Origin of the sequence: Ruminococcus sp. RTP21359st1_H3_RTP21359_211015 (genome assembly GCF_040909065.1) — a bacterium.
In the GTDB taxonomy this organism is placed as follows: Bacteria; Bacillota; Clostridia; order Oscillospirales; family Ruminococcaceae; genus Hominimerdicola; species Hominimerdicola aceti.
On the sequence record NZ_JBDGDD010000021.1, the window covers coordinates 42696 to 54513 of the forward strand.

Genomic DNA, 11818 nt, shown 5'->3' on the forward strand with positions numbered 1-11818 from the left:
TGTCATTCTCCGTATTCTTTTATTACTTCTATAACCTTGCCGAAAGTCTGTGAATCAAGCTCCGATTTTAGCTTGAAAAACAGCTCTTTCGCCGAAACCTCGCAAAGTCTTCTGTCAAGCCCCTCAAAATGCGGAAGAAAATCATGGAACATAAGTTGCTTTTCAAGCTCGTCAGTTTCCTCGTCAATGATAAGCTTCGACCTCTCCACACTGTCAAGCTTTTTGAGATTGTTTTCTTTGGCAAGCTCCGTGAAAAAGTCCATGTCTATAAGCCTAGCTCCTGCAAGCTTTTCCACTGCAGGGTCAATATCTCTCGGCACTGCAAGGTCTATAAAAAGCTTGTTTTCATTATCACTGAGCATATCCGCCGTAACAGTGTAGTGGGGGCTTGAAGTCGCCGAAATTATGCAGTCACATTCGCCAATGCGCTCATATCTCTTTTCGTATGGTATAAGCTCAAGCTTAGGATCGTCTGAAATATATTCCAGTGCATTTCTGTGGGAACGTGCCGTTGCAAGCACAGTTACGTTCTTGTATGAAAGAAGATTTTTAAGCACCAGCGAGCCTATCTCTCCGCTAGCTCCAAGAAGCATCACCCTGACATTATCCTTATAATGTGCCGCTTCCTTAGCCGCAAGAGTAGCCGTGGAAACGGAAGTCTTTGAAAGCTCCGTTTCCGTCTTTATTTTCTTCGCACAAGCGATAGCCCCCTGAAAGATCATGTTCACCTCAGAGGAAAGCCCAATGCGCTCCCTTGAAAGATCATATGCACGGCGAACCTGTCCAAGTATCTCGTCCTCGCCTATGACCACCGATTCTATACCGCATGATACGCTGTAAAGCCTTTTTACCGCCGTCTTGTCTGTGAATATCATGACCTTGCGTTTGAGCTTTGCAATCTCCACTCCGCTTTGTTCGCAAAGAAGCCTTATGCCCTCCTCAGGTGTTCCGCAAAAGTAAAGCTCCGTCCTGTTGCAGGTGCAAATAAGCACAGGTGAAAGGTCCTTTACGTCAAAAAGCAGCTTTTCACACTGAGCGCTGTCAAATGTGAAAAGGCTGCGAAAGGCTTGTCCGCAAAGCTTGTGATTTACGCTTATGCAGGTGAAATTTTTCATTTTTCTGTGTTATCTCCTGACTTTTCGGGATAAAGTGCGTCATAGTCAAGCTTGGTGAATCTGTGATATGTTATGCCGCCCAAGTCGTCCTGCAAACAGTATCTACAGCCGTCAGGCTCTCCGTCTGGAAAGTATGCAAGCAGGTCAAATTCATCGTCAGGTGCAGCAGTTATAACAGCGTTCTTATTGTACTTTCTGAATATCTCAGCCGCTCTTTCAAGAGAACACCCCTCTTTTACCGCTCCGATAAACTCCACAAGAAACGGGCTTGCCTCCACCTTTTCGTGGATAGCCCTCACGCTCTCCTCTGATACCGTAACAGCTATCCTGCCGTCCTGAGCAAGCGAAGCCTTGCATGAAAGTATCTCGCTTTTGTATTCGTCTATGGCTTTTATCATTTCCTCAGCCGTAAGCTCGCCCCCTGTTATGGCGTTGAGGGAGTCAAGAGGATAAAAAAGCGTCACCGCATTAGGGGTAAACCCAAGCTTTATCTGCGACTCTTTTATAGTATCGGTTATATTCTGTTCAAGCTTTATAAGCTCTGTCATGAAAATTCTCCTTTGTACATAATTCCTATAGGCTTTGTATGCTTTTATAATATCACATATTTCTCATGTTGTCAACCTTGTTTCCTCGCCTATATATTTTTTCAGTGCATTGATATAAAATTCCGTCAGTGGATTAGAAAGTACCTTTTTGTGAGTAACTATGCCAATGCGCATCGACCCCTCCGCTTCAAGGGGAACAGCTACAATATCACTGCCGTTGAGCTTTTCGTCAATAACACCGCTGCAAATGGTGTAGCCGTTAAGACCGATAAGAAGATTAAAAAGGGTCGCACGGTCACGGACACGGATATTCTTTGGTCGCTTTATGGTGCTTAGTATCTCCTCCGAGTAGTAGAAAGAGTTGTATTCCCCCTGCTCAAAGGATAAATAAGGGTAGGGGAGCAGGTCGTCAAGGGTCACAGACTTTTTCTTCGCCAGCGGATTTGCAGATCCTACAAAAACGTGTGGCTTTGCCGAAAAAAGCTCCGTGAATTTAAGCTCTTTGGACTTTATTTCCTTTGAAAGCACAGGCTCGTTGAAATCGTTGAGATAGAGTATGCCAAGCTCGCTTTTCATTCTCGCCACGTCCTCGATTATCTCGTGGGTCTGCGTCTCACGAATGCTGAAATCATATTCATCTCCGCCAAACTCTTTTATAAGGTCAACAAAAGCGTTCACCGCAAAGGAGTAATGCTGAGTGGATATGCAAAACTGCCTTTTGCCGTGTTGTTTTCCGCAGTATTTTTCTTCAAGAAGGCTCGCCTGTTCAAGCACCTGTCTTGCATAGCCCAAAAAGACTTCACCCTCTTTTGATACCGTTATGCCCTTGTTTGTGCGTATGAATATAGTGATATTCATTTCCTTTTCAAGCTCACGGATAGCGTTAGTAAGACTAGGCTGAGAAATAAAAAGCGACTGTGCCGCCTCGCTGACAGTACCTTTCTCCGCCGTAGTCACCACATATTTAAGCTGCTGTAAGGTCATATCCCCACCCCTTTTTAGATATATCCTTATTATATAGCGTATTTATGAAATTTTCAAGTGGAGATAAACTATTGCTGTCCTATTCTTCCATATCTTCTGTGCTGATAAACACACTTTTGCCAAACAGCTTTTTTCTGATGTGCTTTTTTACCTCTTTGTCACTATCATAAACGTCCGTAATGTAGATGTATTGGTCGCTGACATCGTATGCAAGCTGAAAGCTAGGGTTAGGGTCAACGTTTACGAAAGCTTCTTTTTCTTCCTTTTTGGTGAACTTTCTTTTTGGATAAAGCTTTCTGCATTTTTCTTTTGAACAGCTCACTCTTGCAGCTTCAATGATGTAATAATTGCTTTTCTCAGGATAATACACTGTCAGCTCTGCACAGAAGAAAAACGCATTTGCGCTTATCTTTATACATTCGTTTGGAACAGCTATCTCTTTCAGCTTGTGACAATCGTAAAAAGCACAGTCCCTTATTTCTCTAAGACTAGGTGGCAAGATCATATCCGTAAGACATTTACACTGATGAAAAGCATGGCTTCCAATGATCTTTAGTCTTTCAGGTAATTGAACGTTTACAAGGCTTTCGCAGTTTTCAAAAGTATAGTCATTTATCACTTCCACATTTGCAGGCAGAACGATACTTTCAAGCTTCTCACAGCCGCAAAAACACCCCTCTCCCATAAAAGTCAAGCCCCAAGGGAGCGTTACTGATATTAATGACACATTCTCATAAAATGCGTATTCTCCTATCTCGCACAGGCATCTTGGCATAACAACATTTTCTAGCCTACGGCATTTGTAAAAAGCATAGTCGGCTATCTTCAGCGTTATGGGTAGTATCTCGACCTGCTCCCGTTCTTTAGGACAGCTTATAAGAACAGTGCGTTCTCTGTTGTAAAGAACTCCGTCAGCAGAATAATATCTGTCACTTTTCGCTGAAGCCGTTATTTCTTTTGAAATATAGTTGTATTTGAAAAAGCCCTTTTCTATAAACTGAATGTTTTCCGAAATATACAGGCTCCTCAGCTTTCTGTCACCGAATGTGTTTACGCTTATATCCGTCACCGCCGTGCCGTTGATGAACGCAGGCAGTGAAACGTCAGTCTCCGCACCATGATATTTCATAAGCTTTATCGTTCCATTCTTTGTAAATATGTATTCCCACTCTCTGCTTTTCAATGTGATCAGACCTTTCCTTTTATTCTTATCACATTATACAAATATCAGTGGGTATAAAATTGGACATGAAAAAGCGCATAACGTACACACTGCAACGTTATGCGCTTATGTTTCTATCTCATCATCTCTATATCCTCATAAAGCCCCTCTATATCAGCTTTAAGCCGTCTTATCTCATGAAGACGATGTCGGTATTTTTCGCCGATCTCTCTCTGCTCCTCCAAAGTCGGCAAAGGTATCTCACACTCTTTCAACCCCTTTGTGTGCAATATCCTTACTACCTTTCCGCTGCGACAGCCGTCAAGCATAGCCTTTCCCTCTGCCGATGAAAGATAAGCCGCAATATAGTAAGGGTCAGCCTTCTCCTTGTCAAGTCCTATCCTTATCAGCGTGGGTGAAACAAGAAGCTTTCTGTCCCCCATATCGCCTGCACATACCACCTTGAAATTCTTGTCCGTGGTAGAAAGTATCACATCTCCGTCCTTTATGGCATATTTCTCAAAACGCTTGCTGTCATAAACTATCTCAATGCAGTTTTCCGCAATAACGCCGTCGTCAATGTCCACAAGCCTTAGATATTCGCATGGCTTAGTAAACTCATTGTCCGAAATGTAGCTCTCCGCCATAAGTCCATGGCTTATCTCTTTTATGATATCTCCGAAATTAACTGTATTTACATTCATTTTAGTCACCTCTCTTGATTTCCATACATCTCAGACAATGCCGAGATCTCTTCTTTTACAATATCCACAGCCCTCTTTGGCGAGGTCAGCTTCACAGCTTTTCTGTTAGCTATCGCCCAGCGTACAGCCGTCTGGATATTTGCCCTGAACGTCACGTCATAGATATCGTCATTACCTATGACCTTATTGCAGGTGAACTCATTCCCGAATGTATCAAGCACAAGACTTATGTCTTTCTTTTTTATGTTGATATGTACACGCTCCACAGTTCCGTCAAGCATATACCTGTTAAGATTTTTGTATTGCACAGGCTTCAGATCCCTCGGAACATTGCTAAGCGTCTTTACATCTCTCATAGAGCCGTCCTCTTCGCAGATACTCGCCTTTAGGATCTTGTCTATCCTGAAATGACGAAGATCATTGTAACGAACATCACTTGCAAGGAGATAGTAAAAGCCGTCTACCATAACGATGCCATAAGGGCTGAGCATAACACGTTGAAGCTTTATACCGCTCTGTGGGTCGCTCTTAGTGAGAAGCTTGCCGTTCTTGTCATAATCGCTTATGGTAACATCAAGCTTCCTGTTGGTGTTCATAGCCTCTTTGATATTTTCTATCACCAAGAAAATGCTCTTGTTGCCATAGTGAAAGGTCTCTCTGAGATTGGCTTCCTTGCTCTTTGTGTTACCCGTAGATAAGATGTTTATCTTTTTTATCAGATCCCTCACATAGTCCGCAGGGAGCATTGGTGAGTATATGATGCTGTCTGCCAGAAACTCATATTCCTCAGCGGTGATGTCAGAGGCGTAGTAAATATCTGTGATGTATTTTTTATCGCTTTTATCATCATCATCGTTGTCATTGTCTGCGATGAAAACATTGCAGCTTTCATCGCCTATTATGCTCTTTAAATGCTGAGCCACCGTCTTGCGGTTAGGCTTTATGCCAAGCTTTTCCTCAAGATAACCGCAGATCTGCTGCTGAGTAAGGGGGTGCTTTTCATCACTGTGTTCTTTGAGTATCTCAATGATCTTGTGCGAAAGCATATCTGTTTTTGTATATGACATTTTTGCCCTCCTGTTCTGTGATATCTTTCTTTCAATATATCACTTTTGCTTTATTTTGTCAATTGTGTGCCGCTAAGTTTTTGTATCATAAAAGGATACACCACCTGCTTTAGCACCCTAACAGGCAGCCTGTGCCCGAAATCCGCCGTCAGCATATTTTCCTCGCCGCCATTTCTGCGGTGTATATCTTGCTCTTATCCATTGTATCAAGTCCTTTCTTTTTGTGTTGCTCTTATCATACCACCCACCATGGGTAAAATTTCGGATATTAAAAACTTCCGCTATGTCCACATTTTTGAACATTCCAGGTGCTATAATGCAGATACAGACGAAAAACAAGAATGAGAAAAGACCACGGAGGCGGATTTTTATGCGTTGTTACAGAGCAAGATGTATACTTGAAGAGTCTATTATCAGAAGAACAAGAGATAATGAAGAAGAGTACAATGCATTCTTTGATGAGAAAAACCAGCTTATAAACGAGTTCAATGAAATGGCACGCACCATGCCCAACAGAAACTGTGCCTTTATATCAAGCGCCGTAAAAGATCAGGCGACCATAGGGGTAATGATGACAGACATTGAAGCCGACGTGAAAGCCTATGTAAAGAACTTCTTTTCATTTATAAAGCTTGAGTGCGTGGATATAAGCTTCGAGGAAATAACAGTGGAAACGTTCAAAAGAATGATCCCAAACGGCTATCATGATAATTTCAAGTTCGATGAAGACCTGCTGAATGATTATGAACTGGACGACCTGTTCAGTAACTATAGAAGATCGTACATAAGCGAAAATATCACAAAGTCCATTGATAAAAAAGACGCTCTCGCCGTAGCAAAAAAATATCTCTGCTCAGAAACCTTTGAACCTGAGCTTAAAAGAATATTCAGAAAGAACAGCGTCGGTGTGACAAAAGGCATACCGATACATTATTTGGTCCAAAGCGATAATGCCCATAGGCTTGCCGATACCCTTGTAAGCTCCCTGTATTCAAATAACAGACTAGGCTGTGCAAGATATACCGTCCTCGACCTTTATCAATTATCAGCCCGGAGCTCAGATATCCGTGAACTGTTCCGTGTCTGCAGCGGCTCTACTATCATAATGAATTGTTGTGGTTTAAAGTGTACGAACAGCGATAATTGTACAGCCGATGAAACTATCCCCGATATCCTCTTTGAACTCATCAATGCCTACAAAAACGAGATACAGTTTATTTTTACCTTTTCAAATGACGGACCTTCTCTCCCTGACGCTGTGGAAGAAAAGCTCGGCGCTATCACATTCGTGAAACTTGCGGACGATACTGTAGAAAACGAAGATGCACATAAATATCTCAGAAAGCTTTGCAGAGAAGAGAATACCTCCTGCGATAAAGACCTCCTTTCCCTGTGCGCAAAGGATACACCATATAGAGCAAGCGAGCTTATGGGTATGTACGATACTTGGTATTCAAATGTCCTGAAAACAAAAATCTATCCCCAGTATTCAAACTTCAAAAAGCTTTATGACAGGGAAGAAGCCAAGGAGATAAAAGGCTCTGCCTACAGCGAACTTCAGGAGCTTATCGGACTTGAGTCCGCCAAGAGCGTTATCGAAAAGGCGATAACATATTCAAAGGCGCAGAAAATTTTTGCCGATAAGGGCATGAAAGAAAGCCGAACAGCCATGCATATGGTGTTCACAGGCAACCCCGGCACAGCAAAGACCACAGTTGCAAGGCTGTTTGCAAAAATACTAAAAGAAAATGGCGTGCTTTCCAAAGGCGACCTTATCGAGTGCGGACGTTCCGACCTTGTTGGAAAATATGTTGGCTGGACAGCCGTTCAGGTGAAGAATATGTTCAAGAAAGCTAAAGGCTCAGTGCTTTTTATCGACGAAGCATATTCCCTCTGCGATGATCGCTCTGGCTCTTATGGCGACGAAGCCATAAACACTATCGTGCAGGAAATGGAGAACAACCGTGACGATATGGTAGTCATTTTCGCAGGCTATCCAAAGGAAATGAACGACTTCCTCGACCGCAACCCTGGCCTGAGGTCAAGGATAGCGTTCCATGTCAATTTTGAGGACTATACCGCCGAGGAGCTTCTTAGTATCGTCCATCTTATGGCTAAAAACAATGAACATAAGCTTGCCGACGACGTTGATGAAACGCTCCTGCCTTTTCTTGAAAGGGTCTGCAAGAAGCCGAATTTCGGCAACGGCAGATTTGCAAGAAATCTTATAGAGGGAGCACTGTTTGGTCAGGCACTCAGGCTCACAAGACAGAATTTCAGTACCATGACAATGGACGATATCGTGACCCTAAAAGCCCGTGACTTTGACCTCACCGAGGACGATACCCTCGAAGAAGAGCCAAAGCATATAGGCTTTAACAGATAAAGATATGAGTATAGACCAACAGACCGCTATATCCCTGACCTGAACACCGCCAAGTGCTTCAAACGGCATTATGATAACGAAAAGTTTCTTTCCAAAATAAGAAATAAGCTTGTCTATGAAATGTGGCTCTGCGGACATTTCCATTTAGATCGTACTGTGGGCAACGTGAGATTTCTCTATGACGATATCTATGAGATAAAATAAAGCGCAGGCACTATGGAGCATACGCTCTGTAGTGCCTGCTTCCGTCATTTTTGACCCTCACAAAATCAAGCTCATCAAGCCCGAACAGCCTTGTAAGCTCCGCCAACATCTCCTCACTGTTCAGCGCAGGATTAAGATATATCACAGCCTTGCCGCCCTTTATCTCCACTCTGCCCCGAGGATAATAATTGTACTCTTTCCCATGTGTTACGTTTTTCGGCAGTCCCTCCCAGGTCAGCCTGTGATTGAAATTATCCCCCGACTTTGAGTTAAGTCCACTGCCGTCACCAATAACATTTCCCGATTTGTCGCACTCTAACTTCTTTGTATATAATTCACCCTCGATAAGCCAGAATATTCCCTTGTATATCATATTATTCACCTCAATATGATAATACCGTTTCCTATGTCCAAAATTGCACACATAGGTTGTGATATTATAATATCAGTGAAAGGGGCGATACCATGGTAACATCAAAATCAGTTGAAAAGAACAACGAAGAATGGTACAACAAAACCGTGCAGATATTTGAACGCTCATACCGCACAGACGCAAGCTTTGTGATATCTCACATAAAGTCTGCTCAGAAAAAGTTCACCTGCCAAGGCTATCTTATCACAGCCGCAAAAGGGAAGCCCCTCAAAGTCTTTTCGGGCGAGAGTGAAGCCGTAGAAAAGCAGTTGCAAAACAGCAAGATACCATATTCACAGCTTATCACGGTGCAAAATAACAGGTCCTTGCAAACTGCCTATATAGCCTATGCCAAGGATAAACAAAAGCTCACAGAAGCCCTGAACAACAGCGGCTTCACCGCCATAGAAGATGTGGACAGCTTTATGTCAGACTATGACAAAGTAATGATAAGAGTTGCCGAAAACACCTCACAACGGCATTTGTTCGACAGCATAGGACTATGGTAGGGAGGTGACAGCATCGTGACGATCCACCGCGAGAGAAGCCCACCAGATTTGGTGTGCTTGACTAAAAAATCCCCGCCCTTGACTTTCATTTTATGAGTACGGCTGTCTTTAGGAACATTATTAAGTTTGAGATATTGTCATCAATTTGTACGAGTGTAAAGATAATCTTCCATGTTTAATATAAGTAACAAACTTCTATTAAATCTTTATCGTCACTTCTTCATATCTACTACTATCTTCGGAACATTTAACTCTAATAGTCAGCTCTTGTTCATCTTCTAGGACTTCATAATAGTGTTTTTCAATCGGATCATAGTCACTTTGCAAAGCCAATGGCTCATCAACTTTTTTCATTACTGCTCCGTTCCTGCAAATACATATATCACACCTGTTTCCGAACATTGTTCTGTTCACACGGGCAATTACTGATATATCATCAGATGAATATATGATATGATTTTTCCAGTCAGAAAACATATCTCTACCAACAAAACTGATTATTACCGCAATTATCAATAAGCCGAATATTTCGATCTTTGACAGGGCACCTTTTTGGTATTTTATTAGCTTTACGATCGTCAATGCTATCACAAGGTACGACAGATAAGTGCATAAAAGCAATACGCTGATATGGTCGCTGAATAGCTCGTAATACCTGTTTACAAATAGCAACAACAGAATGAAAATCAGTAAAAATGTATTTATCTTAGTGAGCACATTATATTTTTTCATAAAATTACAGTAACTCAACTTACGCTTAAAATCTATTGCAAAACATATCTGTGATTTCCCCTGTATCCATATCTATTATCAAGTATCTTCCTAAAGTATCAACGACTGTCAACCCTTTGGTTATTGTGATGCCCACATACGGAAGCTGTTTTTGACCAATAAATTTGCTGTCAGGCTTTTTGATTTTCCACAACTTGTGAAGTTCATTATCAAAGCAATAAACTAAGTTATAGTCGTCGCCTGTGAAGTCCTCAAGTATAATCAGATACTCTGACATAACGATATAATCTATTATTTTTCTTTTCATAGTTACCGACTTATCGTTATATGTGAGAATGTTATTCATAATGGATACTTTCAAAAAAACATCTCCTTATATTTTTCTTTTATTGTAAAACCATTCAGCTTTCTCTTGACCCAAAAGGTTATACTGTTGCGCTCCCGAATCACCGCCAAACAATGCATTTACAATTCCTGTTTCAATTTCAGTTCCAGAGGGAATCAAAATGACGGATAATGTATATCATCTTCAAGAACACCTCTGCCGACAACTTTATTTTCACAGTATACAAGAAAATTTGTCCCCGCAGCATAGTCCTTGTCAAGCAGTCCATACTTTACAAAAGAAAGTATCCCTTTCGAGGTGCATTTATCGACCTTTTCGATAGTGTATAAAGCTGCGGCTATCATCGGCGAAATTGCGATATCATTTTTATCTACAAAACACAGTATTATGACAGTATCTTCTATGATCCAAAAATTAGGGTGTTTGACATTCTTCTGATCCCATACTATTTTATATTTTGCTCTTTTTTCGGGAACATAATGCTTGCTGACTTTAACATATGGGTGGTCGAAACTTCTTATAGTACGGATACCTATATGTGAAGAAACTGTATTTTCATATTTAATAGCTGGCAGTGCGACCAAAGATGCATTGCATAAGGCATTTAACCAGAATTGCCTGCTGTCTTTTTTTAGTTTGATCTCGTGTCCGCACTTTGAACAAAAATCCGTCATAAAACGAAGTTCTCTTCTTTTGAAGTTTATTGGAATTATTTCTCCACACCATGGACATCTTGGTGCAAACATATCAACACCCCCACATTAGTTAATATGCATAGCGCATATTAATTAATTGATCTCCTTTATACCAAAAAATCATTTTTTCATAACACATATTTGAAGTTGAAGGATTGCCCTGCTTTCCAGGTACTTCAACCTTCGTAAACTCAACATCGACTTCTTCATTGTCATCAAGGCCGTCATCATCCGTGTCAGCTTTCATATAATTGGGTTTAATGGGATTGTAGCCTGAATCAACAAGTAATCCGGACATTTCCTCAACATCTGAAAAACAATCGCTGTGCTATCTGATTTCTCCTAAGTGTTTGACAAATAGCTATTCCATTTATTCATATTACTGATTTTAGAATCTATTTTAGATAAAAAATTTGACTTTATAACTTTATCGACAGCAACATAAAAAGTTTCCGTCCTGTTGCCAATGTTATTATAATCCAGCATATATTTTTCTTGTGTATTGGTATTGAAATAGTAAATAAATTCATTACCATTTTGCTGATAAACCCATACCAAATATTCATTGGGATTTATATCATAGCAAAAATAATAACTTGGCAGATAATTGGTATAGTCCTCAAATCCAATGGCATATCTAATCAAATGCTCATTTTCATCGGATATAATCATAGTTTTATCAGGTTGCCAACCTTTATTGCTTTCAATAACTTTGATTGAAATTAAAACATTATTATCAGTTTCAATTTTTTCATTAAACAGTGTTTTTTCATTCTTACCCAAACCAACAATAATGCCTGAAATAATTACTGCAGAAATAATAATGCCGACAACTACCAATACTTTTTTCATACTAAACCTCAATTAGCTAAGTCAAAATAATAATCGCAAAATGCACTTGCAAAACCATATATCATATTTTCAGTTATTAAATTACAAGTAGATGAACTATAC

The 11818-nt window shown here is 40.7% G+C and carries 14 protein-coding genes; 2 read left to right on the top strand and 12 right to left on the bottom strand.

Annotated elements, in window-relative coordinates:
• Positions 1-2: 2 nt before the first annotated feature.
• The 6 genes from hemA to AB5Z01_RS09700 all read right to left on the bottom strand — a co-directional run bounded on the left by hemA (position 3) and on the right by AB5Z01_RS09700 (position 5580).
• Positions 3-1115, bottom strand: coding sequence for a glutamyl-tRNA reductase (hemA, locus tag AB5Z01_RS09675; protein ID WP_287214841.1), 1113 nt, complete (start codon positions 1113-1115; stop codon positions 3-5).
• The gene (locus AB5Z01_RS09680; protein ID WP_117927848.1) at positions 1112-1663 is read right to left on the bottom strand and encodes a DUF3877 family protein; all 552 of its coding nucleotides are present in this window, start codon (positions 1661-1663) and stop codon (positions 1112-1114) included. Before AB5Z01_RS09680 ends, hemA begins: the two co-directional genes overlap by 4 nt.
• 63 nt (positions 1664-1726) lie before the next feature.
• Positions 1727-2647 (bottom strand): LysR family transcriptional regulator, encoded by a 921-nt coding sequence (locus tag AB5Z01_RS09685; RefSeq protein WP_287214843.1) that lies wholly within the window; start codon positions 2645-2647, stop codon positions 1727-1729.
• A 79-nt stretch (positions 2648-2726) separates the two neighbouring features.
• Positions 2727-3830 carry a leucine-rich repeat domain-containing protein gene (locus AB5Z01_RS09690; RefSeq protein WP_287214845.1) on the bottom strand — a complete coding sequence of 368 codons (1104 nt, stop codon included), beginning with the start codon at positions 3828-3830 and terminating at the stop codon, positions 2727-2729.
• 113 nt (positions 3831-3943) lie between these two features.
• The gene (locus AB5Z01_RS09695; RefSeq protein ID WP_022287089.1) at positions 3944-4513 is read right to left on the bottom strand and encodes a restriction endonuclease subunit S; all 570 of its coding nucleotides are present in this window, start codon (positions 4511-4513) and stop codon (positions 3944-3946) included.
• Between the two features lie 5 nt (positions 4514-4518).
• Positions 4519-5580: a YafY family protein gene (locus tag AB5Z01_RS09700; RefSeq protein WP_287214848.1), complete on the bottom strand. Its 1062-nt coding sequence runs from the start codon at positions 5578-5580 to the stop codon at positions 4519-4521.
• Between the two features lie 370 nt (positions 5581-5950).
• Here AB5Z01_RS09700 and AB5Z01_RS09705 point away from each other — a divergent pair, with 370 nt between their 5' ends.
• Positions 5951-7966, top strand: a complete 2016-nt coding sequence (locus AB5Z01_RS09705) for an AAA family ATPase (protein WP_287214850.1) — start codon at positions 5951-5953, stop codon at positions 7964-7966.
• Between the two features lie 214 nt (positions 7967-8180).
• Here AB5Z01_RS09705 and AB5Z01_RS09710 read toward each other — a convergent pair whose 3' ends face one another.
• On the bottom strand, positions 8181-8543 hold the full coding sequence (locus tag AB5Z01_RS09710) for a hypothetical protein (protein WP_022287084.1): 363 nt from the start codon (positions 8541-8543) through the stop codon (positions 8181-8183).
• A 92-nt stretch (positions 8544-8635) separates the two neighbouring features.
• Between AB5Z01_RS09710 and AB5Z01_RS09715 the strand changes: the two genes are divergently transcribed.
• Positions 8636-9091, top strand: coding sequence for a hypothetical protein (locus AB5Z01_RS09715; protein WP_195221237.1), 456 nt, complete (start codon positions 8636-8638; stop codon positions 9089-9091).
• A gap of 198 nt (positions 9092-9289) precedes the next feature.
• Here AB5Z01_RS09715 and AB5Z01_RS09720 read toward each other — a convergent pair whose 3' ends face one another.
• The 5 genes from AB5Z01_RS09720 to AB5Z01_RS09740 form a co-directional block, all read right to left on the bottom strand.
• Positions 9290-9673, bottom strand: a complete 384-nt coding sequence (locus tag AB5Z01_RS09720; protein WP_195221238.1) for a hypothetical protein — start codon at positions 9671-9673, stop codon at positions 9290-9292.
• Between the two features lie 175 nt (positions 9674-9848).
• Entirely contained in the window at positions 9849-10184 is a 336-nt protein-coding gene (locus AB5Z01_RS09725) for a hypothetical protein (RefSeq protein WP_038670390.1), read from the bottom strand.
• Positions 10185-10324: 140 nt separating this feature from the next.
• A complete protein-coding gene (locus AB5Z01_RS09730; RefSeq protein WP_148303547.1) occupies positions 10325-10915 on the bottom strand; it encodes a hypothetical protein in 591 nt (196 codons plus the stop codon).
• A 19-nt stretch (positions 10916-10934) separates the two neighbouring features.
• Positions 10935-11162, bottom strand: coding sequence for a hypothetical protein (locus AB5Z01_RS09735; RefSeq protein WP_138339484.1), 228 nt, complete (start codon positions 11160-11162; stop codon positions 10935-10937).
• A gap of 44 nt (positions 11163-11206) precedes the next feature.
• The gene (locus AB5Z01_RS09740; protein WP_138339483.1) at positions 11207-11716 is read right to left on the bottom strand and encodes a hypothetical protein; all 510 of its coding nucleotides are present in this window, start codon (positions 11714-11716) and stop codon (positions 11207-11209) included.
• Between the last annotated feature and the right edge of the window lie 102 nt (positions 11717-11818).